This window comes from Pseudomonas sp. MPDS (assembly GCF_013283895.1).
Classification (GTDB): domain Bacteria; phylum Pseudomonadota; class Gammaproteobacteria; order Pseudomonadales; family Pseudomonadaceae; genus Aquipseudomonas; species Aquipseudomonas rhizophila.
The window spans coordinates 2,768,523-2,795,132 of record NZ_CP054128.1 but is presented as its reverse complement, the minus strand read 5'-3'; the positions used below and the strand labels follow the sequence as shown (position 1 = coordinate 2,795,132).

The following is a 26,610-nucleotide window of genomic DNA, read 5'->3' as shown; positions in this document are numbered from 1 at the left end:
AACAAGCATGAACAACATCGAAGACATCTACTCCCTTTCGCCGACCCAGCACGGTCTGTTGTTCCACAGCGTCTACGAACCGGATTCGCGGGTGTATTACCAGCAGTTGAGCCTGGACATGAACGGCCCGCTGCAATTGAGCGCTTTTCGTGGTGCCTGGCAGGCGCTGATGCAGCGTCATGCGGTGCTGCGCAGTGCGTTTCTCTGGGAAGAACTGGACGATGCCTATCAGGTGGTGCAACAGGACGTGGCATTGCCCCTGACCGAACTGGACTGGCAGGACCGCGCCGAACCGCAGGCCGCGCTCGAACAGTTGGCACTGGAACAGCGGGCGCAACCCCTGGAGCTGAATGACTCGCCGCTGATGCGCGTGTGCCTGGTGCGCCTGGCGCCTGAGCGCTGGCACCTGATCTGGACCTTCCATCACATCCTCATGGACGGCTGGAGCGTCGGCATCGCCGTGCAGGAGTGGCTGGCGCTGTACTACGAACTAGCCCATGGCCGCCCTGCCCATCTGGCGCCGACCCGCCCTTATCGAGACTACATCGCCTGGCTGGCGGAACAGGACATGGCCGCCACCGAAAGTTTCTGGCGCGAACAGTTGCAGGACGTCAGCGAGCCGACCCCACTGCCCAGCTTCGCCGTACGCCAGCCAGCGCCTGCGGGGGCACCGTTCGCCGAACGGGAAAGCCTGCTGGCCGCCAGCGAAACCGAGCAACTGGCGCACTTCGCCCGTCAGCATGACCTGACCATCAACACGCTGATCCAGGGCGCCTGGGCACTGCTGCTGGGCCAACACGCCGGGCGTGACGACGTGGTCTATGGCGTCACCGTCGCCGGGCGTCCGGAGAACCTGGCGGCGGTGGACAGCACCGTCGGGCTGTTCATCAATACCTTGCCGCTGCGCGTGCAATGGGCCGACGAGCCGACCCTGGTGGACTGGCTGCAACACTTGCAGCAAGCCAACAGCGATCTGCGCCACCACGCCTACCTGCCACTGGGCAAACTCAAGTCGATGACGCGCATCGCCGCTGAACAGGCGCTGTTCGACTCGATCCTGGTGTTCGAGAACTTCCCGGTCACCGACGCACTTAACCAGGACACCGGTGGCTTGAGTTTCAGTGCCCCGAGCAGCGACCAGCAGGCCGATGGCATTACCCTCACCCAAGGCCGCAATCACTTCCCGTTGTCGCTGATCGTGGTGCCGGACAAACAACTGCACTACCTGATCAGCTACGACCGCAGTCGCTTCAGCGATGCCGAGGTCGCGGTGTTGTCGGCACAATTGCGCGCGATCCTGTTGGCGATGACGGCGCACGCGCAGTGCCGGGTCAGCGAGCTTGAATGGCTGAGCCCTGAAGAACGCCAGCAATTGCTGGTGCAGGGTCGTGGTGTGCAACTGCCGGTGCCCCCTGCGTGCCTGCACCAGCGCTTCGAACAACAGGTGGCCGCCCACCCGCAACAGCTGGCGGTGCGCGACCGCCAGGTCGCCCTGACTTACCGTGAACTGGACCAGCAAGCCAACCGCCTCAGCCAGTACTTGCGTGCCCAGGGCATCGGCCAGGACAGCGTGGTGGCATTGGCCCTGGAACGCAGCGCCGAGTTCGTGATCGCCCTGCTCGCCACCCTCAAGGCCGGCGCCGCCTATCTGCCGCTGGACCTCAAGCAGCCGGCCGGGCGCCTGGCCGACGTGCTGGTGGACAGCCGCGCCGCACTGCTGATCGGTGCCGCCGCTTCGCCCCTGCTCAAAGGCCTGGCCGAGCACACGCCGACGCTGTGGTTGGCGGAACAGGCCGACGCCATCGCCTCCCAGCCAGACACGCCACCGGCCGTGGTCCACAGCCCGACCGATGCTGCCTACGTGATCTACACCTCGGGCTCCACCGGCACCCCCAAGGGCGTGGTGGTCGAGCACCAGTCCATCGTCGATTACCTGACGGCGGTGCACGCAGTGCTCAACCCGCCACCGGCGGCTCGCTACGGCTTGCTGTCCAGCATCGCCGCCGACCTGGGCCACACCCAACTGTTCGGCGCCCTGTGCAGCGGCGCCAGCTTGTTGCTGGTGGATGAAGACAGCGGTTTCAGCCCCCTGGCACTGGCCGAACTCTTCGACCAACACCCGGTGGATGTGCTGAAGATCACCCCAAGTCATCTGGCCGGCCTGTTGCAGGCGTTGCCCGATGCCCGCCTGCTGCCCCGCGCCCTGCTGGTCTTCGGTGGCGACGCCCTCAGCCCGGCGCTGCTGGAACAGGTCAACCGCCTGGCGCCAGGGCTCAGGGTGTTCAACCACTATGGGCCGAGCGAAGCGACAGTCGGGGCGATTGCCACCGAGTTGCCGGCGGGCCTGCGCAGCATCGCCCTCGGCCGGCCACTGCCGAACCGTCAACTGCAAGTGGTCGATGCCAACGGCCGCCTGGTGCCCACCGGGGTATCCGGCGAACTGCTGATCAACGGCGCCCTGGCCCGGGGTTACCTGCACCGCCCAGACCTGACCGCCGAACGCTTCCATCTCGACGCCGATCAGCAACGCTGGTATCGCACTGGCGACCGCGTGCGCTGGCAAGTGGACGGCCAACTGGCGTTCCTCGGTCGGGTCGACAGTCAGGTCAAGATCCGCGGCAACCGCCTGGAGTTGGGCGAAGTCGAAGCGCAGCTCAAGCGCCTGTCGCCGCTGATCGAACAGGCGCTGGTCCGTGCCGTGGAACTGGACGGCAGTTTGCGCCTGGTGGCCTACCTGGTCGCCAGCCAGTCGCTGTCCGCCACGAAACTGCGTAACGACCTGGGTGCGCGGGTGCCGGACTACATGGTGCCGGCGCACTTCATCACCCTCGACGAACTGCCCCTGACCCGCAACGGCAAGGTCGATGTCCAGCGCTTGCCGTTCCCGCAAAAACCCACGGACGACAGCGCCAGCCACGTGGCGCCGCGCAATGAAGTCGAAGCGCAGTTGGCCGCCATCTGGCAGGAAGTCCTGAAGCTGGAACGTGTCGGCGTGCACGACAACTTTTTCGCCCTAGGCGGCGATTCGATCATCAACTTGCAGATCATCGCCCGCGCCAACCAGCAAGGGCTGAAACTCACGCCCCGCCAGCTCTTCGAGAACCGCACCATCGCCGATATCGCCCGGGTGCTGGGCGCCGATGCCAGCCATGGCGTGGCACACGAGATTGCCGATGGCTATGACCTGCCGCTGGCCGCCGGGCAACTGGCGCGCCTGCAACAAGGGCCGTTGCACGCCACCTGGCATTGCGTGGCGCTGAGCCAGGCGCTCGATAGCGAGCTGCTGACCCAGGCCATCAGCGCCTTACAGCAACACCACCAGGCCTTGCGCCTGGCGCTCAAGGCCCTGCCGGAGGGCCAGTGGCAGCAACGGGTACTGGTCGCGGCCAAGGCCCCGGTCATCGCCACCGAGAAACTGGAGACCTGCGCCCCGGCGCAACTGCAAGCCCTGGCCCAGGCCGGTGTCGACGCGCTGGCACTGGACGCCGGCCAAACCCTGCATGCCCGCCTGCTGGAAGTGGACGGCAAACACGCCCTGCTGCTGGCCGCTCATCCGCTGTGTCTGGACGAGGCATCCTGGGCGCTGCTGCTGACCGACCTCAACCTGGCCTTGGCGCAACTGCGCTATCAGCGGCCGGTGCGCCTGTCCTACACCGGTGGCGATTTCACCCAGTGGACGCGGCACCAGCAGGCCCATGCACAGGGCGATGCCCTGGACGACGCCTGGGAACACTGGCTGCAATACGCCGGCACGGAAACGCTGCAACTGCCGGACAGCCAGCAGCCGGCCAGCGTGGTCGAGCAGACCCTGCCGGCCGCCACCTCAGGTGAGCTCAAGCGTTTGGGCGAAGTGCTGCAACTGGACTGGAACAGCCTATTGGCTGCTGCCGTAGTCGAACAGTGCCGTGAACTGTGCGGCAATGGCCTGGTTGCGCTGAGCGTGCACGATGCCCGTCCAAGCGCCGAGCGCCTGCCGGTAAATGCGCCGATTGCCGTGGCCGACCTCGACCCGGCACGCATCATGGGACCATTGGCCCTGGCGGTGCCGTACTTCCTCCAGCCCGAAGGCGACAGCCTGCTGCAACGCTTGCAGGCCCTGACCGCGCAAATGCGCGCCTACCCGCAGCACGGCGTCGACTATGGCGCCCTGCGCTACCTGTCGGACAACACCTACCTGCAAGAACCGCTGCGTGATCTGCCGGCGGCATCGGTGGCCATTCGCTGGCTCGGCAACCTCGACAGCCATCGCGAAGAGCGTGGCATCCTGGCCCAGGTCGAAGCCGCAAGCCCCGCGACAGCTTCGACTTGCCCGCTGACCCTGGACGCCTGGTGGCAGGACGATTGCCTGCACCTGCGCAGCCACGGCGCCCTCGCCGCCGACTGGGCACCGCGCCTTGCACAACGCTTGAACGAACTCGCCGGATTGGCCAGCGCAGCCGACCTGCGCCCCGCCAGCCAGGCATTTGCGTTGTGCCACAAGCAAGCGGCGACCCTGGCATCCGAACCGCTGGACTGGTCGAACATCGAAGACGTCTACCCGCTGTCGTCCATGCAACAGGGCATGCTGTTGCACACCCTGTTGCAACCCCACAGCGGCATCTACCTGATGCAGCAACGCTACAGCTGGGACGGGGTACTGCAGCGCCCGGCGATGGAAGCGGCCTGGCAGTTGTTCCTTGAGCGCCATCCCATGATGCGCACTGCCTTCTGGTGGCAGGACGATCATGAGCCGCTGCAATGCGTATACCGCCAAACTCATCGGGCGTTCGACTGGCAGGACCTGCGCCACCTCGATGAAGAACAGCAGCGCCTGGCGATGGACCAGGCCCTCGAAGCACAGCGCCTGCAAGGTTTCGACATGGCCTGTGCGCCGCTGACCCACCTGAGGGTGTTCCAACTCGATGAGCGACGCTTCGCCGTGGTGCGCAGTTTCCACCACATCCTGACCGACGCCTGGTGCTTCGGCCTGCTGATGGAAGACCTGCTGGCGATCTATCAGGCCATCGTGCGCCAGGAGCCGGTGGCCCGTCCACGCCTGCGCTCCTTCCGCGGCTACATGAGCTGGCTGGAACGCCATGACATGGCCGCCGCCCATGCGTTCTGGCAGGCCGAAATGGCCGGTTTCAGCGAACCGACACCGCTGCATGTGGACAGCCCCGTGGCGCGTCCGGAGCAGGCACCGGAACAGGTTGGCGATTTCGACCAGACCCTGAGCATCGCCCAGACCCAGCGGCTGCAGCAGCTGTGCCAGCAATACCAACTGACCCCCAACACCTGGATCCAGGGCGCCTGGGCACTGTTGCTGTCGCGCTACAGCGGCAACCGCGATGTGCTGTTCGGCGTGACCGTCGCCGGCCGCCCGACTGATCTTGCCGGTGTGGAAGAAATGGTCGGGCTGTTCATCAACAGCTTGCCTCTGCGCATCGATGTCGACCCCGAGGTGCCAGTGGCCGACTGGTTGCAGGCGCTGCTGTCCCACAACGCGCAATTGCGCGAACACGAAAGCGCTTCGCTGGTGGACATCCAGCGTTGCAGCCAAGTGCCGCGCGGCCAGCAGTTGTTCGACAGCCTGGTGGTGTTCGAGAACGCACCGCTGGATATCAGCAGCGTGAAACTGGATGCCTTCAGCATCGACATCTATGAAGACCGGGTGCACACCAACTTCCCGATGACGGTGGTGCTGTACCCCGGCGACCGCCTGGGCATTCGCCTGTCCTACGACAGCATGCGTTTCAGCACTGACACCGTGCAGCGCATGCTCGGCCATCTGGTGCAGTTGCTTTCGGGCATGCTGGAGACGCCGCAAGCGCCACTGGGCAGCCTGCACATGCTGCCCGAGGCGGAACGCCGGCAGTTGCAGATCGACTGCAACCGCAGCGACGTCGACTTCCCGCTGGAGCGCGGCTATGCGGCGCTGTTCGCCGAACAAGTGCGCAACCGTGCGCAACACCTCGCCGCCGTATGCCAGGGGCAATCGCTGACCTACGCCGAACTGGACCGCCGCGCCAACAGCATCGCCCATGCGCTGCAAGCGGCCGGTGCCGGCCCGGAAACCCTGGTGGCGCTGTTCGCTGAGCGGGGCCTGGCCTTGCTGACAATGATGATCGCCACGCTCAAGGTCGGCGCGGCGTTCCAGGCCCTGGACATCCAACAGCCCCACGCACGCCTGGCGGAGCTGCTGGACCTGGGCGAAGCACCGCTGTTGCTGGTCTGCGAGCACGCAAGCTCAACGCTGGACAACGTCCTGCCGCAGATGCGCCAGCAACCCACCTGCCTGATCGCCCAGGCGCTCTGGCAAGGCCGCGAACAGCCGCCGGTCACCTATGCGCACAACCCGGATCAACTGGCCTACGTGATCTTCACCTCGGGTTCCACTGGCACGCCAAAAGGCGTGATGGTTGAACAACGCGGGATGCTCAACAACATGTTCGGCAAGGTCCCGAGCCTGGGCCTGGGTGAGCACGACCGGATTGCCCAGACGGCTTCGGCGGCGTTCGATATCAGCGTGTGGCAGTTCCTCGCCGCGCCGCTGTTCGGCGCCACCGTGCACATCCTTCCCGATGCCCAGGCCCATGACCCTGTGGCTCTGCTCGATGCGGTTCAAGAGCAGCAATTGACACTGCTGGAAACCGTGCCGGCGCTGATTCGCGGCATGCTCCAGGAAAGCCAGACGCACCACACCTTGGCGAGCCTGCGCTGGCTCCTGCCCACCGGTGAGGCATTGCCGCCGGCCCTGGCGCGGGACTGGTTCGCCCGCTTCCCGGCGATCCCGTTGATGAACGCCTACGGTCCCGCCGAATGCTCGGACGACGTTGCCTTCTACCCCATCACCGAAGCGCCCGCCGACGACTGCCTGCACATGCCCATCGGCAAGCCGACCGCCAATAACCAGGTGTTCGTTCTCGACTCGGCGCTGCGCCTGGTCCCTGTCGGTGTACCCGGCGAATTGTGCATCGGTGGTGTCGGCGTCGGTCGCGGCTACCTGCGCGACCCGAAACGCACCCGCGAAGCCTTTGTTCCGCACCCGTTCCAAGCCGATGCGCGGCTGTATCGCAGCGGTGATATCGGCCGGATGCGCGCCGATGGCGTGATCGAATACCTCGGGCGGCGCGACCAGCAAGTGAAGATTCGTGGCCACCGCATCGAACTGGGCGAGATCGAAAACCGCCTGATGCAACACTCAGCGGTGGACAGCGCGGCGGTGCTGGCACTGCCCGACGCGCGCGGGGCGTTACAACTGGTGGCCTGGTATGTGCTCGACGACACGGCCAACCTGGGCGGCGAGTCCGCGCAACAGGTCTTGAGCGCTTACCTGGGCCAGCAGCTGGCAAGCTACATGGTTCCAGCCCGTTGGCTGGCCCTTGCGCAATTGCCGCTGAACGCCAATGGCAAGATCGACCGTCGCGCCCTCGCCGCCCTGGGTGTGCCCCAGGACGAAACGGCGCAGGCGCAATGCTTGGCACCGCGCACGCCGACCGAGCAGGTCCTGGCCGAGCTGTGGCAGGAAATTCTCGGCCTGGACACCGTCGGTGTGCACGACGACTTCTTCGCCATCGGCGGTCACTCGTTGCTGGCCACCCAGGTGTTGTCGAGGATTCGCCGACGGTTGAACGTGAACCTGCCGCTGCGCACGCTGTTCGAGCGTGGCACCCTGGAACAATTGGCCGAAGCGGTCGATCAGCAACGCGACGCCCAGACCGAGGCCGACGGCAACAGCGAGATTGCCCTGGCGCCACGCAACCAGCCATTGCCGCTGTCCTACAGCCAGCAACGGTTGTGGTTCCTGGATCGCTTCGAAGGCCCCAGCGCCGCCTACAACATGACCACCGCCATCAGGCTGCGTGGTGCGCTGGACGTCGCAGCGCTGCAAGCGGCGTTGCAGGCCGTGTTCGAACGCCATGAGTCCTTGCGCACGGCGTTCCATCTCCACGGCGACCAGCCTTGCCAGGTCATCAGCCCGGCACCGCGGGTTGACCTGACGCCGACCGAGCTGAGTCACCTCGACCACGAGGAACAAGCGCAAACCCTGCAACGCTTGATTGATGAACAGGCGGCACGCCCGTTCGATCTGCAACAGGCGCCGATGTTGCGCGCCAGTCTGCTGCGCCTGGGCGCCGACGATCATGTGCTGCAATTGGTGCTGCATCATATCGCGACCGATGCGTGGTCCATGGGCATCCTCATGCAGGAGCTGATCGTCGGGTACCAGGCTCGTACCAGCGGTTCGACACCGGTGCTGCCGGTGTTGCCGATCCAGTTCGCCGACTATGCCTACTGGCAACGCAGCGAAACCCAACAGCGCCTGCTGGCACGGGCCATCGACTACTGGCGCCGCCAACTCGACGGCGCGCCAACGCTGATCCCGCTACCGCTTGACCAGCCACGCCCGGCGCGTCCCGACTATCAGGGGGCGGCCCTGGAACAACGCTTCACACCGGCCCAGGCCGAGGTGCTCAAGGCCTATGCTCAACAGCAGCGGGCGACGCTGTTCATGGTCCTGCTCAATGCCTTCAACAGCCTGTTGCAACGGGCCACCGGGACCAACGACTTTATCGTCGGCACCGACCTGGCCAACCGCGAACATCCGGCCCTGGAGCATCTCATCGGCTTCTTCGTCAACGTGCTGCCGATCCGTGCCCGCCTGAGCGAGGGCGAAAGCTTTGACGCCCGTCTGCAACGCTTGCGCGAGGATTGCCTGTCGGCGTTCCAGCACCAGCAGGTGCCGTTCGACAAACTGGTCGAGGAACTGCAACCGCCGCGTACACCAGGGGTCAATCCCCTGGTCCAGGTGCTGTTCGTCATGCAGAACACCCCCAGCGGCAATGCCAGCCTGCCGGACCTTGAGGTGGAACACCTGGTATCACGCCAGGAAAGCAGCAAGTTCGACCTCGCCGTATTTGTCGAAGAGGACGAAGATCAAGGCCTGAATGTGCGCTGGGTGTATCGCACCAGCGTGTTGCACGAGCCGACCATCCAGCGCCTCGAACAAGGCTTCGAGAGCCTGTTGGAGCAGATCGTCTCGGCCCCGGGACAAGCGCTGGACAATTGGTCGTGGCGCCTTGAGGGTGGCAACGCCAGCGCAGCGTCCCTGGCGGATTCGTCGCTCGACGAAGCCACGGCCCGCAGCGCGCGCAAGCAGTCCAAATTGAGCAAGCTCAAGCAGACCCGTGCAACCGCTGTGAGCCAGGTGGCCCATGAGCAGGTCCGTACCCGCACCCTCAGCGCCGGGCAAGCCTTGCCGTTGGTGATTGAGCCGTTGCTCGGCGACCTGGACCCGGTGCACTGGGCGCTGCAAGCGCGGGAATGGATCAATGCACAGCTGCTGACCCACGGCGGCCTGCTGTTCCGGGGTTTCAACCTGCCGGATGCCAGCGCTTTCGAACAGTTCGCCCAGGCCATCGAACCCGACCTCTACGGGACCTACGGTGACCTGCCGAAAAACAAGTCCGGCAAGAACATCTACCACTCCACGCCGTACCCGGAACAGCACATGATTCTCTTCCACAACGAGAGCTCCCATCTGCCGCAGTGGCCACGCAAGCAGTGGTTCTATTGCGAAACGCCGGCGCCGCGGGGCGGTTGCACGCCCATCGTCGATTGCCGGCAGGTGCTGGCGCGCTTGCCCGAGGACATCGTCGCTCGCTTCAAGGCCCTGGGGCTGCTGTACGTGCGGCACTTCACCGACAAGCTGGATGTGCGCTGGCAGGACTTCTTCAAGACCGAACAGCGTGAGGAAGTCGAGCGCCAATGCCTGGCGTCGGGCATGCGCTGGGAATGGCTGGGGGCCGACAACCTGCGGATCGCCCAGCACTGCCCGGCCATCGTCGAGCATCCCGAGACCTTGGAACTGTCGTTCTTCAACCAGGTGCAACTGCACCACACCGCCTGCCTGGAGCCGGAAGTGCGCAGCAACCTGATCAGCCTGTTCGGCCCCGGACATTTGCCACGTAACGTGTACTACGGCGATGGCAGCGTGATTGAAGACGCAGTGATGCAAGTGATCGGCGAGGCTTATGAAGACTGCGCGGTACGTTTCAGTTGGCAAAAGGGTGACATGGTGATGCTGGACAATATGTTGGTGGCCCACGCTCGGGATCCCTTCGAGGGTGAGCGCAAGATCTGTGTCGCCATGGGCCAGATGATGCGTCGCGAACAATTGACCGGTTGCCTGCCCGAAGCACAGCCGCCGCTGGCTGCGGAGGTGCAGGCATGAGCGCCTTTGAAACTCGCGAAGAAGCCTTCGCCCTCTCGCCCCAACAACGCAGCCAGTGGTTGGCGGGATTGCCAGCGGCGCGCCTGGAACTGGAAATAAAAGGCCCGTTGGCCCTGGAGCGTCTTCACCAACGACTCGCCGCCCTGAGCGTGTGTCACGAGGCCCTGCGCCTGCGAGTACGGCCAGAGCCAGGCTTGCTGATGCCCTTGCAAGTGGTTGAATCCACGGTCATGGCCACGGACGCCATCAGCGTCGAGGTGCAAGCGGTCGACGGCGATCGGCAGCGGGTCACGCTGCAACTGCCGGCGCTGAGCGCGGATCGCGGGACCTTGCTGCGCCTGGCGCAGGCATTGGGCTCGATAGAGGCGCCATCGGTGGATGACGAGGCGATGACATATACCCAGTACAGCGCCTGGCTCTACGAATTGCAGGCCGATGAAGACGCCGAGCCTGGCCGGCGTTTCTGGGCCAGCCAAGCCTTGGACGAAGCGGCCGCCAGCGAGTTGCTCTACCGTGAGGTTCGCAGCGACCGCTCCGACGCCCCGGTGACCACTCGCTTGAGCGCCAACCCACAGTTGAGCATGGCCCTGGACAGCTTTTGCCAACGTCACGACGCATCGCCCGAACAAGTGCTGATGACGGCCTGGGGCGTGCTGTTGCAGCGCCTGAGCAGCGGCGACAGCCCGGCACTGACCTTGAACTGGGTCCACGATTGCCGCGACGACTATGAAGAACTCGCCGATTGCTGGGGATTGTTCGCCAAGCCCTTGCCCCTGCGCTGGCAAGCGGCGGCGGACAGCCAGTTTGCCCAGGCGCTGGCGAACCTGCAGGTGCTCTGCGAGCAAGCCACCGAATGGCAGGAATACTGCGGCGTCAGCGCTGCACTGCCGGCCGACACTTTGCAGTACGGCTTCCAGTGGGGTGGGCAGTTGCCCGATCGACTCGACACCTTGGGCAGCATGGCGTCGACGCTCACGGTGCTGGACGCACAGGCCATCCCCGCCGGTATGGAGCTGCTGTTGGTGGCCGAAACGACCGCTGGCGGCTATCGCCTGAACCTCTGCCACCTGCCGGGCCGCTATAGCGAACAGGCCGCCCTGGTCCTGCTGGAGCAACTCCAATCGCTGCTGCTCGATGCCCTGGCCAACCCAGGCAAGCCCCTGGCCGAACTGTCCGTGCAGGCGCCGAGTTTTACCGCAACGCTGACCGCCCTGCAGGCGCCATCCGACGCTACGGCACTGCCGTTTACCAGCGTGCCGGCGAGTTTCGATGAATGTGCCGCGCAGTTTCCCGAATATTTGGCCCTGCGCGACCCCAATGGGCAGTTGAGCTATGCCCAACTGCAGGCCCGCAGTAACCAACTGGCGCATTTCCTGCGCGCCCAGGGCGTGGGTCGCGAAGATCGCGTGGCGCTGTACCTGGATCGCTCGGCACAGATGGTCCTGGCCATGCTCGCCGTGCTCAAGAGCGGCGCGGCGTTCGTTCCCCTGGATGTGCATCAGCCGGCACAACGCTCGCTGGCGATCCTGCAACAAGCCCAGCCGACCTTCATACTCAGCGGCTCGGCCGGCAGCGCCCCTGCGTTGCCGGGCATCGGCAGCCTCGACCTGCGCGAGGAAGCGGCCTGGCAGCAAGCGCCAACGACTGCAACCAACGTCGAGATCCAAGGACAGGACGCGGCCTACGTGCTGTTCACTTCCGGCAGCACCGGTACACCCAAAGGCGTCATCGTCGAGCACCGACAGCTGGCCAGTTATGTCGCCAGCGTATCCCGGCGCTTGCAACTGGCCGCAGGCGAACGCAGTGCAGTGGTCACCTCACTGGCGGCCGACCTGGGCTACACGTTGCTGTTCCCGGCCCTGCTCAGCGGCGGCGAATTGCACCTGCTGGACAAGGAAACGGCCATGGACGCCCAGGCTTGGGCAGCCTGGCAGGCGCAGTACCCGATCGATCACCTGAAGATCGTGCCGTCGTTGCTCGACGCCTGGTTGATTCATGCCCAAAGCGCTGCCGTGTTGCCGCGCAAGCAATTGATCCTCGGTGGCGAAAGCTGCTCGCGGCGCCTGCTGCAAAGCATTCGCAGCCTTGCTCCGGCGCTAACGGTCTTCAACCATTACGGCCCGACCGAAACCACCGTTGGGGTGGTGATGCACAAAGCCGATCCGAGCGTGGATTATCGTCGCCTGCCCCTCAGCGACCGCCTCGACGGCATGCGCCTGTACCTGCTCGACGAGCAGCAAGCGTTGGCCGCCCCAGGGCAAAGCGCCGAGCTGTATATCGCCGGCCCGCAACTGGCCCGCGGCTACCTGGACACGCAACAAAGCGCCGGGCGTTTTATCGAGCTGGCACATCGGCCGGGCGAGCGCCTCTATCGCACCGGCGACATGGCCCGCTATCGCCATGACGGCAGCCTGGAGATCACCGGGCGGGCCGACCGTCAGGTGAAAATCCGAGGGTTCCGCGTGGAACTCGACGAGATCCAGGCGCAGTTGACCAGCCTTACCGGTGTGGCCCAGGCCGCGGTGGAATGCATCCCTCGCGGCGAGCTCGGCCAGCAACTGTTCGCTTTCATGACCCTGGCGCCCGGGCATTCGACCACAGTCGCCAGGCTGCATGGCCAGGCCCAGGATTGCTTGCCGGACTACATGCTGCCCACCCTGCGGATCGTCGAAGCCTTGCCCCTGATGGGCAACGGCAAGCTCGACCGCAAGACCCTGCAGCAATGGGCAGACAAAGTCCTCGACACGGTCGGCAGTGCCTTGCCACGCACGCCGCTGGAAGCCTTGCTCGCCGAGGTCTGGGCACAGGTGCTGGGCCTGGAGCGAGTGGGCATCGACGATGATTTCTTCGAGCTGGGCGGCCATTCCCTGGCGGCGGTGACGCTTGCCAGTCGCCTGCAGACCGCGCTGTCGGCACCAGTGACGGTCAATGCGGTGTTCAACGCCCCGAGCGTCTCGGCATTTGCAGCATTGGTGCAGGCCGAGCTCAAACTCTCGCCACTGGTGCGGTTGTCGGCGCCAAACGCTGTCGAAGCCGCCAACCTGTTCTGCTTCCACCCCTCCACCGGCCACGTGCAGGATTACCGCACGCTGCTGGCGCCGCTGTCGGCCTGGCATCTGTGGGGCTTGCAGGCAGCGTACCTGAGCGACGACAGCACAACGCTGGGCGGCGATATCGAGAGCCTCGCCGCGCTCTATGTCGAGCACCTGCGCCAACAGCAACCCCAGGGGCCGTACCACCTGCTGGGCTTCTCCCTCGGTGGTCTGCTGGCGATTGCTGCGGCCGCGCGCCTGGAAAGCCAGGGCCAAGCAGTGGCGTTTCTCGGTATCATCGACTCGCAGTACCAGCATCAAGCGCCAGAAGACAGTGTCGAGGCGCTGCTGGAGTCAGCCTCCCAAGCGCTGACACCGGACAGCCAGAGCGTGATGCGCCGGTTGCCGCCACCGATCATGGCCGCATTGCTGGAGCAACTGGACGCCCTGCCCCCAGCGGCACGCCTGCCGGAGCTGGTGCAGTGGGCACGCCAGCAAGGCCTGCAACTCGATGGCGACAGTTGGGAGCATTTGCAAACGCGGCTGCGCTACCAGCAGCACACGCAGCATCTGCTGGCGACCTTCAAGCCTGCCCGGCTAAGCTGCCCGGTGCATGTCTGGTGGGCCAGCGACACCCTGGCCCAGGCTGACTTCGCCGACCCGCATTGGGAAGACCTGAGCAGCGGGCCGTTGACCCGCGAGGTCATCACGGCGCAACACCTGACCATCCTTGAGCAGCGCGCCTTGCACGAACAATTGGCGGCGCATCTCACGGCCATTGCTACACACGGAGCGGTTTGAAATGGATCTGTTGTTACTCATGGCTAAACGCTCCTGGCGCGCACTGCTGGTGGCGACCCTGACGGGGTTGATCTGCGGCCTCGCGGCTGCCGGCCTGATCGCCAACATCAACCACAGTCTGGAGGTGTTCGACAAGCTGCGCCCGGTGGATGGCCTGCTCTTCGCTGGCCTGGTGGTGTTGGTCGCGGTGTCGCGGATCATCTCCGACATCAGCCTGTTGCGACTGGGCCAGGCTGCGGTCAACGACATGCGCCTGCACCTGAGCGCCAAGCTGATCGACACGCCTTACGCGCAATTGCAGCGCCTGGGCAAGCATCGCCTGCTGGCGATGCTCACCGACGATACGCAGACCATCAGCCAGGCGGTGGAGTTGGTGCCGATCCTGCTGGTCAACGTCGGGATCATCGCCGCGTGCCTCGGCTACCTGGGTTGGCTCAGCATGCCATTGCTCGGCCTGACGCTGCTGCTGATCGTCCTGGGCAGCCTGAGCTTTCACTGGCCGCAACGTCGGGCGCTGACCTCGATCTCCCGTGCTCGCGAGCTCAAGGACCAGTTGTTCAATCAGTACCGCCTGCTCACCGATGGCAGCAAGGAACTGCAACTCAACCATCCGCGCCGGCAGCACTTCTTCACCCGCCTGCTGATACCGGTGAGCCAGCAATACCGCCGCGATTTCGTGCGGGGCATGAGCATCTACGCCCTGGTCCTGAACTGGGGCAATGCGGTGTTCTACATGCTGATCGGTGTGGTGCTGTTCGCCGCGCCGCATTTCATCGACCTGAGCGCGAGCCTGGTCACCGGCTATATCCTGGCGATCCTCTACATGATCACGCCGTTGTCGGAGTTGATGCACGCCTTGCCGACCCTCGGTCGGGCCAGCGTGGCCCTGAACAAGATCCGCGCCCTGGAAGGCGAGATGCAAACCGCCGACGAAACCGTCGAGACGATCTCGCCGACCCAGGTTCGCAGCCTGGTGTGCCGCCAGGTCACCCACACTTACTACCGCGAGCGCGAAGACGGTCATTTCACCCTGGGGCCCATCGACCTCACCCTCAATGCCGGCGAAGTGGTGTTCATCACCGGCGGCAACGGCAGCGGCAAGACCACCCTGGCGCTGTTGCTGACAGGGCTGTACCGGCCGGAAAGCGGCGACGTCATGCTCGACGAACAAGTGTCCTCGAGCAATGACAATCACCATTACCGACAGCACTTCTCAGCGATCTTCACCGACTTCTGCCTGTTCGAAAACCTGTTCGATGGCGACGATCCGCACCTGGTGAAACAGGCACAGGACTACCTGGTGCACCTGCAACTGGACCACAAGGTGCAAATCGAGAACGGCAAGCTGACGACGCTGGCGTTGTCCACCGGGCAACGCAAGCGCCTGGCGCTGCTCAGTGCGTACCTGGATGATCGCCCCTGCTACCTGTTCGACGAATGGGCAGCCGACCAGGACCCGGTGTTCAAGCACTTTTTCTACACCCGGATCCTGCCGGACCTGCGCGAACGCGGCAAACTACTGATCGTCATCTCCCACGACGATGCCTACTTCGGCCTGGCCGACCGGCTGATCCGTATCGAACATGGCAAGCTCAGTGAAGTCGCTCCCCAGGCTGACGCCGTGCCCCTGGCGCAAATGCTGTCCACTTGAGAATGCGCCCACAACTCCAGGGCAACCCCCAACCCAAATGTGTGTGAGCTTGCTCGCGATGAAGTCGACTATTCAGCATTGATGCAAGCTGACCCGCCGCTATCGCGAGCAGGCTCGCTCCCACAAGGACTTGCTGTGCCAGAAACCAGTGGGGTAAGGATTGAACGCGCGCCCAACCCTACTCATAGATGTAATGCAAATAGCTCACCTGCTCCGCCAGCGGCAGACGGTGCAGCTTGGGGCAGGATTCGCAGAGCACCGGCGGTTGGCCTTCGACCGGCTCGTGCAGTTGGTAATGCAGGCAACAATGCCGGCGCAATGGCAAGCACGGGCAAATCTGCGGCGCCGGTGATTCGACCATGCGTTGCAGGTCTCGCAGCTTCAAGCGTCCGTTGTTCACCGTGACCTGTTCCAGCCACTGGTGCGCCTCGGCAAAACCGTCTTTGGACAGGTCAGGGTCCATCCTGGCGAAGGCACCGTCCCAGATAGCAACGAAGTTGCCCCACAATATTTTCGGGGCCAGGCCACCGGCGGTGGCCAATGTGCTGAACAGCGGCGCCAGGTGCTCGTGGATCAACCGCGACCAGTACACCGCACGGCCGTCCGCGTCCAAGGCTGACAGTCCGGCGGCCAGGCCCAGCGCCGCAGGTTGGCCGTCGTCGTGCAACAGCAATGCGTCCTCGCCCCAGAACTCGATCGCGCAGCGACGCGTCAGCACACAGGCCAGGGTGGCCGGCAGGACGATACTCATGTAGTTCATCGACCACTGCGAAACCACGGCGGCGCGGTTCACCCCTGGGTAACGCAAGAAAAACCGGGCCAGCAAGGGTTGCAGTACGCCAGGGTCGGCAAGCTGGCTCAACGCGATGGCAGGCTGATCACCAGGTTCCTGCCGAATGACCCGCTGTATCGGCGGCCAGGCCTGGTTAAGCCATTCTGGAAATTCGATAACGGGGCTCCCGTGGCTTTCCCTAATTAATGCAAACGATTAGCATTGGCTGATCCTATCCTCCCTCCCCTGCAAACTCAACGTCGTTAGCGACCAGGCTCACCAAGACCACATGCACACACTCCGCAATTTCTGGCGTCTCGCGCGGCCTTTCTGGGCATCCGAGGAAAAGTACCCGGCCCTGTTGCTGCTGTTGGCCACCGTGCTGATGACCCTGTGCCTGGTCGGGGTCAACATCCTCACCAACTTCTGGAACCTGCATTTCTATAATGCCTTGCAGGCCCTGGACTACCACGGTTTCCTGATCGGCAGCCTGCAGTTCATCCTGCTGCAGATCGGCACGGCCGCCTTCACCGTGGGCGCGTTCCACTTCCAGCAGAAGCTGACCATCCGCTGGCGGCGCTGGGCGACCCGCAACATGCTTGATCAATGGCTGGACAGCCAGCGCTACCAGAAGCTGAAGCTGACCGAAACCGAGGTCGACAACCCCGATCAGCGGATCGCCGAAGACATCGACCTGTTCATCGTCAAGTCGCTCAAATTGAGCCTGGGCCTGTTGACGTCGGTGGTGTCGCTGTTTTCCTTCCTGCATATCCTCTGGCAGGCCTCAAGCCTGGTCAGCGTGCCGTTCAACGACCAGTCCATCATCATTCCGGGACTGCTGGTGTGGATCGCCCTGGTGTATGCGCTCCTGGGCACCGGCCTGGCCTTCTGGCTGGGACGCGCGCTGCCCAGCCTGAATTTCATGCAGCAGCGACGTGAAGCGGATTTTCGTTTTTCGCTCATCCGCCTGCGGGAGAACGCTGACTCGGTAGCGCAATACCGCGGCGAAGTCGTAGAGAACGAACGCTTCAACCACCGCCTGGAGGCGGCGCTGGAAAACTTCTGGGCGCTGGTGAAAAAACAGAAGCTGATCATGGGCTACTCGACCTTCTACTTGCGCAGCGCGACGGTCATCCCGATGTTCATCATGGCGCCACAGTTCTTTGCCGGCGCCTTTCCCCTCGGCCGCCTGACACAGATAAGCGCGGCCTTCGGCGAAGTGCACGCCGCCATCGCCTACCTGGTGAGCGTGTTCCCGGAGCTGTCGGAATGGAAGTCGGTGATCGACCGCTTGATCGGTTTCCAGGAGCGCCTGGATAACGTTGAGGTCAAGTCCCAGGTCAGGCTCGAACAACAGGCCGACGGTCTCGATATCAAGGATCTGGACATCTGGCTGCCGAACGGCCGGCCGTTGTTCAAAGACTTCAATCTGTCGCTCAAGCCCGGTGACAGCCTGATGATCCGCGCGCCGTCCGGCTACGGCAAATCGACGCTGATCCGCACGATTACCGGGCTTTGGCATCACGCTCGCGGCTCAAGCTGTTATGACCGTGAGCGTGCCCTGACGCTTGCGCAGAAACCCTACCTGCCGTTGGGCAGTCTGCGTGAAGCGCTGTGGTACCCCAACCCACCCCGTCGCGAAGAAGATGCCGCGCTGCGCCAGGCCATGGAGCAAGTTGGCCTGCAGCACCTGAGCGATCTGTTGGAGCAGGAGCGGGACTGGGCGCAGACCCTCAGCGTCGGCGAACAGCAACGCTGTGCGTTCGTCAGGGCCTTGCTGGCCCGCCCGACGGTGCTGTTCCTCGACGAGAGCAGTTCAGCACTGGATTCAACCAACGAGGCGCGCTGCTATCAACTGCTCAAAGAGACGCTGCCAGAAACGATCCTGATCAGTGTCGGCCACAATGCTTCGCTTGAGCGCTTCCATTGGCAAGTCCTGGAGCTGCAAAGCGAAGCACGGTGGGTGCATCGGAAGGTGAAGCAACCGGTGTGAGTTCGCCGTCTCTATTTAGCATCCCAACGACGAAACAGGACGCTGGCGTTAACGCCGCCGAACCCGAATCCATTTGAGAGCGCATGGGTGATCGACATCTTCCGGGCATTCAGGGCGACCAGATCGAGCCCTTCTGCGGCTTCATCGGGATGAAGCAGGTTCAGCGTCGGCGGTACGATCTGATCACGCAGCGCGAGCACGGTGAAGATCGCTTCAATGCCCCCCGCCGCCCCCAGAAGGTGCCCGGTGGCGGACTTGGTCGAGGTGATAGCCACGCCAGAGTCAGCCCCGAACACCGAGCGAATCGCTGCCAACTCCCCGTTGTCGCCCACCTGTGTGGAGGTCGCGTGGGCATTGATATGCTGCACGTCCGCAGGGCTGACCCCCGCCTGGCGCAGAGCCTGCTGCATGGCGCGTCGTGCGCCGCTGCCGTCTTCCGGGCCTGCGGTCAGGTGATAGGCATCGGCGCTGGTGCCATAGCCGACCAGTTCGGCCAGGGGCTTGGCACCTCGAGCCAAGGCATGCTCCAGCGACTCGATCACCAGTAGCCCGGCCCCTTCGGCCATGACGAAACCGTCACGGTCGCGATCAAAGGGACGCGAGGCCTCCTGAGGGTGCTCGGCAAAGCCCGTGGACAGTGCGCGGGCGGCGGCAAAACAGCCCAGGGTCACACGGTCTATCGCCGCTTCAGTACCGCCACATATGGCGATATCCGCCTCACCGCTTCTGATGAGCCTGGCCGCATCTCCAATGGCTTGCACCCCGGCGGCACAAGCCGTTACAGGCGCACCGAGAGGCCCCTTGAGCGCATGCCGGATGGAAACGTGCCCGGCCGCCATGTTGGCGAGAAAGGCCGGCGCGGTGAATGGCGACAAGCGGCGCGGGCCACGCGCATCGGTGGTGCGTACAGCGTCGGCAATTGCGCCAAAGCCACCGACGCCCGATGAAATGATTGTCGCGGTGCGTTCCTGGTCTGAGGCTTGCGTCGGATGCCAGCCTGCCTGCGCCAGGGCTTCATCGGCGGCGACCAGGGCAAACTCGATGAAACGGTCCATCTTCTTGCGATCCTTGACCGAGATGAAGCGCTCGGGGTCATACCCCGCAACGGCATCCTCTTGCAGAGACGGCACCTGGCCGCCCACCGCAACGCCGGTACCCTCGGTGATATTGCAAGACAGGTTACGGATACCGGAACGTCCTGCCAGCAACCTCTGCCAGACTTCTTCCACTGCACAACCCAGGGGGCTGACAATGCCCATGCCTGTGACGACGATTCGCTTTTGACCTTCGGCAGTCATCATAAAAACCTCTTCATTTTTCAGTCGACATCCACTGACAGCAGCATGCGTTTGCTGACTTACGCCAGCCTCGCTGTTTCAGTTTGGACCTGTTTGTCAGGATGGATCTTGAACCAGATGGAATACATCGCCGGCAGAAATACCAGCGTCATGATGGTGCCGACGAAGGTCCCTCCGATCAGCGTGTAGGCCAGCGTCCCCCAGAAGACGGAGTGTGTCAGGGGGATGAATGCCAGGATGGCCGCCAGCGCCGTCAGCAGCACCGGCCGGGCCCGTTGCACGGTGGCCTCGATCACCGCGTGGAACGGGTCCAGCCCTTCTTGCGCGTTGTGGTGGATTTGCCCAATCAAAATCAGCGTATTGCGCATCAAAATACCCGAGAGCGCGATCAGGCCGACCAGGGCGTTGATTCCAAACGGCTGCTGGAAGATCAGCAAGGTCGGCACCACGCCAATCAATCCCAGCGGCGCGGTGAAGAACACCATGACCATCGCCGAGATCGAGCGTACCTGGAGGATGATGATCAGCAGCGTCAGGGCAACCATGATCGGCAGCAGCGGCACGATCGCCTGGCCGGCCTTGCCCGACTCCTCGATGGCCCCCGCCTGCTCGATCCGGTACCCGTCAGGAAGGGTGTCCATGATCGGCTGCAGTTGTTTGAGGATTGCGCTCGATACGTCCGGTGGCTGCAAGCCTTCGGCAATGTCGCCGCGCACGGTAATGGTCGGCGTGCGATCACGCCGCCGCAGGATTGGGTCCTCCATGCGCACATCCACCTCGCCGACCTGGGACAGCGGAATACGCTGTCCCGCCGTGCCCACCAGGGTAAAACCTTCGATCTTGGCGGGATCGAGTCGAATATCACCTGCGGCGCGACCAACCACTTGCACCGAACGGATGTCCTCGCGAACCGCCGTAATCGGCACCCCCGTGAGCAGGAACTGCAACTGCTGGGCGACGGCATTCGAGGTCAGGCCCACCGCCTGCAAACGATCTTGATCAAGACTGAAATGCAGCGTCGGCGTCAGTGGCCCCCAGTCGGTATTGACGGTCCGCATCATCGGGCTCGCTTGCATGACGTCCTGTACCCGACCGGCGATCTCGCGCAACGTTGACGGATCGGGGCCCATCACCCGGTAAGCCACGGGGAATGGCGAATACGGACCAAACACCAGTTGAGTCACCCGCACCCGCGCCTGCGGGGCAAGCCCTTCGGCGACCGCTTCGCGAAGACGGAACTTGAGGGTTTCACGGGCCTCCTGGCTGGTCGTCAGCACCACAATCTTGGCGAAGGACGGGTCAGGGAGTTCCGGCGCCATCGCCAGGTAGAAGCGTGGCGCACCTTGACCGATATAGGCGGTGACGATTTTCGCCTCATCCTGCTTTTGCAACCAGGCCTCGACCTTGGCCGTGGCGGCACTGGTCTGCTCGATGGAGGTTCCATAGGGCATCTGCACCTCGACCAATACCTCGGGACGGTCTGAGGTCGGGAAGAATTGCTTCTTGACCAGGCTCATGCCGAGAATCGCCACGACAAATGTCGCGACCACGGTGCCGGCCACCCACCATTTGCGCGCGATGACGCGGGTCAGGAGCTGGCGAAAGCGATTGTAATGACGCGTGTTGTAGATAGCCGCGTGACCGCCCTCGACCGGCTTGATATCCGGCAATAGCTTCACCCCAAGATAAGGGGTAAAAGCCACCGCGACGACCCAGGAGGCGATCAGGGCAATGCCGACGATCCAGAACATGTTGCTGGTGTATTCGCCGGCGGTCGATTGCGCAAAGCCGTTGGGCATGAAGCCAATCGCCGTCACCAGCGTACCGGACAGCATCGGCGCGGCGGTGTGGCTCCAGGCATACGCGGACGCTTTGATCCGGTCGTAGCCCTCCTCCATCTTTACCACCATCATTTCGATCGCGATGATCGCGTCGTCCACCAACAGCCCAAGCGCCAGGATCAGCGAACCCAGGGTAATCCGGTCGAAGTTCTTTTCGGTGGCCGCCATCACCACAAACACTATCGCCAGCGTCAACGGTACGGCGGCTGCGACCACAACGCCTACACGCCAGCCCATGCTGAGAAAGCAAACGAGCATGACAACCAGCAGCGCGACAAAAAACTTGACCATGAACTCACCGACGGCCGAGTCGATGTTCACGGCTTGATCGGTGACCTTGGTCAGCGTCATGCCCAGTGGCATGCCTTCATTGATCTTGGTCGTCTCGGCGTCCAGTGCCTTGCCCAGGTCCAGGCCGTTCCAGCCCTCGCGCATTATGATCCCCAGCAGCAGCGCCTCTTCGCCGTTATTGCGAACCAGGAAAGTGGCCGGATCTTCATATCCGCGCTCGACTGTCGCGACGTCCGAGAGCTTCAGCGTGCGCCCCTGGATCGCAAGCGGTGTGTCGCGAATTTTCGCCAATTTATCGAAGGCACCGTCCACCCGCAGGACGACTTGCGGCCCTTTGGTTTCGATCGAGCCAGCAGGCGTGAGCAGATTCTGGCTGTTCAGCGCGGCGAAGATATCCTGGGGCGAGACGCCCAAGGTCGCCAGTCGATCATGGGAGAACGACACAAAGATTCGCTCGGGCTGCTCACCGATGATGTTGACCTTCTTCACGCCCGCCACATGCAACAGGCGCTGGCGCAACGCTTCGGCATCTCGCACCAGCAGGCGCTGCGGTTCGCCTTTGGCCTTCAGGGCGAACAGCGCGAAGGTAACGTCCGAATACTCGTCATTGACCATCGGCCCAATGACGCCCGCCGGCAGCCGAGTGGCCTCATCGTCGAGTTTCTTGCGCGCCTGATAGAACTCCTCCTGGACTTGCGAGGGTGGCGTGCGATCGACCAGCGAGACCATGGTGAAAGCCAGACCTGGACGGGTGTAGGTTTCCGTGCGGTCGTACCACTTCAGTTCTTGCAGGCGCTTTTCCAGCGGCTCGGCGACTTGGTCCTGCATCTCCTGGGCAGTCGCGCCCGGCCATGCAGTGATGACGGTCAACTGCTTGACCGTAAACGGCGGGTCCTCGGCACGCCCCAACTGGAAGAACGCCAAGGTACCCGCGACGGCAATCAGAAAGATCAGGAACACGGTAATGGAGCGCTCGCGAACGGCGAGTGCCGATAAATTGAGACTCATTGACGGCCCCCGGCAACCTTCACGTCACCCTGTGGGCTCAGTCGCACTTCCTCGCCATCGCGCAGTAGATGCGCGCCCAGCGCGACAATGCGCTCGCCAACCTTGAGCTCACCTGCAACTCGGGCAGCGTCGTCACTCAAGCCCAGGACCTGAACAGGCCGCCAGCTGACTTTCGCCGGTTCGCCGGCAATGACCCACACACCGGTTCCCTTGCCCGGGTCATAGAGGGCAGCGATCGGAACTTGCAGGACCGGCCCTTGCGCGGCGTCTTCGGCGATCCGAAGGGTGACGGTCGAACCCAGCGGCGCATTGGCCAGCCCGCCCGCCAATACATACCGCGCCTCAAAGGTGCGTGTCACAGGGTCAGCCGAATCCGACAGCAGCCTCAGCTTGGCAGTGACAGCAGCCGAGGTGTTGCCGTAAAGCGTCGCCTGAGCGGTGGACCCTGCGGCCGGACGCAAGGTTTCTGGCAATTGCACGATGGCTTCGCGCTGACCGGCCCGTGCCAGTCGAACCACCGGCTGCCCAGGGCTGACCACCTGCCCGGGTTCGGCGAGCGTCTCCATGACAACGCCATCGGCGTCTGCCAGCAGTACGGCATAGCCCGACGCATTCCGGGCCACGTCAGCCTGAGCTTGCGCGGCGCTGAGTTGTGCCTTCGCGGTATCGGCTGCGGCTTTGATCTGATCGTAGCCCGATGCGGAAATGGCGCCTGCGGCCACCAGCTCACGATAACGAGCCTCGTCATCTGCGGTCTGTTTGGCACGGGCTTTGGCGGCAGTGACCGCTTCTTGCTGCGCTCGTGCTTGCAAGCCTAAGTCGATGGGATCCAGACGCATGAGCGGCTGACCACGCTTGACGGTCTGCCCGGTATCGACCAGACGCTCAAGCACTTTGCCCGACACTCGGAAACCCAAGTCACTCTGGACGCGAGCCGCCACGACTCCGGTGAATGAACGCCAGAGGCCGGACGAATCCTGAACTTCAGAGACCCTCACCAAAGGAGCGAGCGTGCGCGGATCTTGGACGGTGGAAGAGTCGCCACACGCCGTCAGGACGAGAGGCAACAAGCAAGCGGCAAGGGTGACAGGTCGAAGCCGGCGCATAGATTCCCTACTTGAAGAATAGAAACAGGTGTCACATTCTCTGGCGTGTGACCATTACTGTCAATGGTCACAACCATTGCGACCAGAGACTAAATTACAATTTTCTCAACACTTATTGCGACCATAGCCCCCAGCGAGAGCACCCACCCATGAGGAGTTCATTGACAGAAAGTGACCAATATATAATATGGTCACACATCAATCTCCACTTCAGGAATCTCCATGTCGCCACTCCACCCCGCTGCTCTGATACTGAGTGCCAGCTTGATGGCAGGCTGCGCCGTTGGTCCGGACTATCACCGTCCGGACACTGCGCTATCGGACCGTTTCCTCGGTCAGCCCTCTGTCGAACAGCGGCCCGCGACGATGCCGGCCAGTCTCGTAGCTTGGTGGGAAGGCTTTGATGACCCAGCGCTGACCGAATTCGTCGCCAAGGCACTTGAGCAGAACCTGGACCTGGCGCAGGCCTCGGCGCGCGTCGCGCAGGCGCGGGCCGGCCTGGGTGCGGCCGATGCTGCTTTGCTGCCCTCGGGCAATATCAGCGGCCAGGCCGCGCGCGCCTATCAGTCAGTCGAAACCCCACTCGGCCAGGTGCTGAATTCAACGCCTGGCTATGATCGGTATGGAAGCGCTTACGAACTCAACCTCGGGGCCAGCTGGGAGGTCGATTTGTTTGGCAGCCTGCGCCGGTCACGCGAGGCCGCCCTGGCCGAATACCAGGCGTCCGCAGCGGGCGCCACGGCCACCCGCCTGGCCGTCGCTGCGCAGACCGCCGACATCTACATCACTGTCCGCGGATTGCAGACCCGTTTGGGCATTGCGAACCAACAGGTCAAAACGCAACAGGAACTGCTGGAGAAGGTCCAACTGCTCTACAGCAAGGGCCTCGCCGCCAGCTATCAGGTTCGCCAGACCGAGGGCGCCTTGGCACAGGTCCAAGCGACAGTGCCGGTCCTGCAAATTGGCCTGGATGCTGCGATGAACGCACTGGACATCATGCTCGGCACGCCGCCCGGCACGCATCGCACACAACTGGCCAATGCGCGAAGCATTCCTCTGGCACCCCAGATAACCGCCATGGGAACGCCTGCCGATCTGCTGCGCCGCCGGCCCGATCTCATCGTGGCCGAGCGCCGTCTAGCGGCCTCCAATGCACGCATCGCAGAGGCCGTTGCTGAGTACTATCCAAAATTCTCCCTCAGCGCGCTGCTCGGTAGCGCCACCGCCGTATCCGCCGGCAACCTTTTTACCGGCGGCGCCAGCCAGTCGGCGGGTGTATTGGGACTGCGCTGGAGGCTCTTCGACTTTGGCCGTATCAACGCACAGATCGATCAAGCCAAGGGGCAGGAAGCCGAGGCCCTGGCCGCTTATCGCCAGTCCGCGCTGCGCGCCAGCGAGGATGTCGAGAACGCGTTCTCCTCGTTGGTCAATCGCGAAGCCCAGGCAACCACCCTCACCGCAGCAGAGACAGCTCTGACTCAGGCTCGTCAATCCTCGTTCATTGCCTATGAGAAAGGCACCGCCAGCCTCATCGACGTCCTGCAAGCCGACGAAACACTGCTGCGAGCTTCCGATGCCCGAGCGCAAGCGCGAACCGAATCGGCACGAGCGGCGGTCGCCGCGTTCAGGGCACTGGGTGGTGGCTGGCAGCCTGCTCACGCCGAGCCTGTGGCAAGTCGATGACGTAACCAGGTGACGTGGCACCACCTGCGCGCCCTCCTCCTTCAGCTAAAACCAGCAGAGAACAGCAATATGAAAACGAACGATAACTCTTGGGTGCTCATCACGGGCGCGTCGAGCGGATTTGGCGAGGAGTTTGCCCGGCAGTACGCAGCACAAGGGAAATCGCTGGTCCTGGTAGCACGCCGATTGGATAAACTTCAGGCGCTGTCGGCGCAGTTGCGCGAACGCTTCGGCGTTGAGGTGCTCGTCGAGCAAGTCGACCTGTCCTCGATTCCGGCGATCATCGAACTGCATCAGCGACTGAGCGAGCGTGGTGTCGTGATCGATGTGCTCATCAACAATGCCGGTCATGGCTTGCAAGGGCCCTTTCTGGATCAATCCGTAGAACAATCCCTGGCCATGATCGATTTGGACATTGCCAGCCTGACAGCATTGACGCGCCTTTTCGCGACTGACATGCGGGCCCGAAAACGCGGACATATCCTGATGGTTGCCAGCCTGCTGGCCTTCCAGGGGGTGAAGAATTTCGCCGTTTACTCTGCCGCAAAGGCCTATGTGCTTCGCTTCTCTGACGCGCTTCATCGTGAACTTAAAACCGACGGCGTCGTCGTGACCGCACTTTGCCCCGGGATGTCGGACACCGGATTTGCACAAAGCGCCAGGCAAAAACTCACACCGGCCCTGAAAATGGTGATGATGCAGCCCCAGCCCGTTGTCGCTGCGGGAATCCGTGCGCTGCAAGCCGGACGCATGAGTGTCGTGCCAGGCTTTGGCAACAAAGCGATTACGGTCTTGACCTGGGCCACGCCTCGCCGGTTTCACCAAGGCATCATGGCGCACGTCATGGGCGTCTGAGTGGGCGAGGTGAAGGCCTTCCCGAAGGGAAAGGAATGCCTACAAAAAGGCCGGAGGCAACCTGTG

General features: G+C 63.5%; 10 protein-coding genes. 6 read left to right on the top strand and 4 right to left on the bottom strand.

Annotated elements, in window-relative coordinates; genetic code table 11:
• Positions 1–7: 7 nt before the first annotated feature.
• From HQ912_RS12360 to HQ912_RS12350, 3 genes are read left to right on the top strand one after another with little or no spacing between them, the layout of a single operon-like run.
• On the top strand, positions 8–10,213 hold the full coding sequence (locus tag HQ912_RS12360; protein ID WP_173406834.1) for a non-ribosomal peptide synthetase: 10,206 nt from the start codon (positions 8–10) through the stop codon (positions 10,211–10,213).
• Positions 10,210–14,046: a non-ribosomal peptide synthetase gene (locus HQ912_RS12355; protein ID WP_173406833.1), complete on the top strand. Its 3,837-nt coding sequence runs from the start codon at positions 10,210–10,212 to the stop codon at positions 14,044–14,046. The genes HQ912_RS12360 and HQ912_RS12355 overlap by 4 nt, the downstream gene beginning before the upstream one ends.
• A 1-nt stretch (position 14,047) precedes the next feature.
• A complete protein-coding gene (locus tag HQ912_RS12350) occupies positions 14,048–15,697 on the top strand; it encodes a cyclic peptide export ABC transporter (RefSeq protein ID WP_173406832.1) in 1,650 nt (549 codons plus the stop codon).
• A 178-nt stretch (positions 15,698–15,875) separates the two neighbouring features.
• On the opposite strand, the gene fhuF is transcribed toward HQ912_RS12350, so the two are convergent.
• Positions 15,876–16,559, bottom strand: coding sequence for a siderophore-iron reductase FhuF (fhuF, locus tag HQ912_RS12345; RefSeq protein ID WP_173406831.1), 684 nt, complete (start codon positions 16,557–16,559; stop codon positions 15,876–15,878).
• Between the two features lie 199 nt (positions 16,560–16,758).
• Between fhuF and HQ912_RS12340 the strand changes: the two genes are divergently transcribed.
• Complete coding sequence (locus HQ912_RS12340) at positions 16,759–18,462, top strand: ABC transporter ATP-binding protein/permease (RefSeq protein WP_047230128.1); 1,704 nt, start codon at positions 16,759–16,761, stop codon at positions 18,460–18,462.
• Positions 18,463–18,473: 11 nt separating this feature from the next.
• On the opposite strand, the gene fabF is transcribed toward HQ912_RS12340, so the two are convergent.
• Genes fabF through HQ912_RS12325 form a run of 3 tightly spaced genes read right to left on the bottom strand, consistent with a single transcriptional unit; the run spans position 18,474 to position 24,006 of the window.
• Positions 18,474–19,763: a beta-ketoacyl-ACP synthase II gene (gene fabF / locus HQ912_RS12335; protein WP_173406830.1), complete on the bottom strand. Its 1,290-nt coding sequence runs from the start codon at positions 19,761–19,763 to the stop codon at positions 18,474–18,476.
• A gap of 56 nt (positions 19,764–19,819) precedes the next feature.
• The gene (locus tag HQ912_RS12330) at positions 19,820–22,900 is read right to left on the bottom strand and encodes an efflux RND transporter permease subunit (RefSeq protein WP_076384120.1); all 3,081 of its coding nucleotides are present in this window, start codon (positions 22,898–22,900) and stop codon (positions 19,820–19,822) included.
• Complete coding sequence (locus tag HQ912_RS12325) at positions 22,897–24,006, bottom strand: efflux RND transporter periplasmic adaptor subunit (protein WP_076384118.1); 1,110 nt, start codon at positions 24,004–24,006, stop codon at positions 22,897–22,899. Before HQ912_RS12325 ends, HQ912_RS12330 begins: the two co-directional genes overlap by 4 nt.
• A 222-nt stretch (positions 24,007–24,228) precedes the next feature.
• Between HQ912_RS12325 and HQ912_RS12320 the strand changes: the two genes are divergently transcribed.
• Both HQ912_RS12320 and HQ912_RS12315 read left to right on the top strand, forming a co-directional pair.
• Positions 24,229–25,689 carry an efflux transporter outer membrane subunit gene (locus tag HQ912_RS12320; RefSeq protein WP_076384116.1) on the top strand — a complete coding sequence of 487 codons (1,461 nt, stop codon included), beginning with the start codon at positions 24,229–24,231 and terminating at the stop codon, positions 25,687–25,689.
• A gap of 69 nt (positions 25,690–25,758) precedes the next feature.
• Positions 25,759–26,544 (top strand): SDR family NAD(P)-dependent oxidoreductase, encoded by a 786-nt coding sequence (locus tag HQ912_RS12315; protein ID WP_139049740.1) that lies wholly within the window; start codon positions 25,759–25,761, stop codon positions 26,542–26,544.
• Positions 26,545–26,610 lie beyond the last annotated feature (66 nt).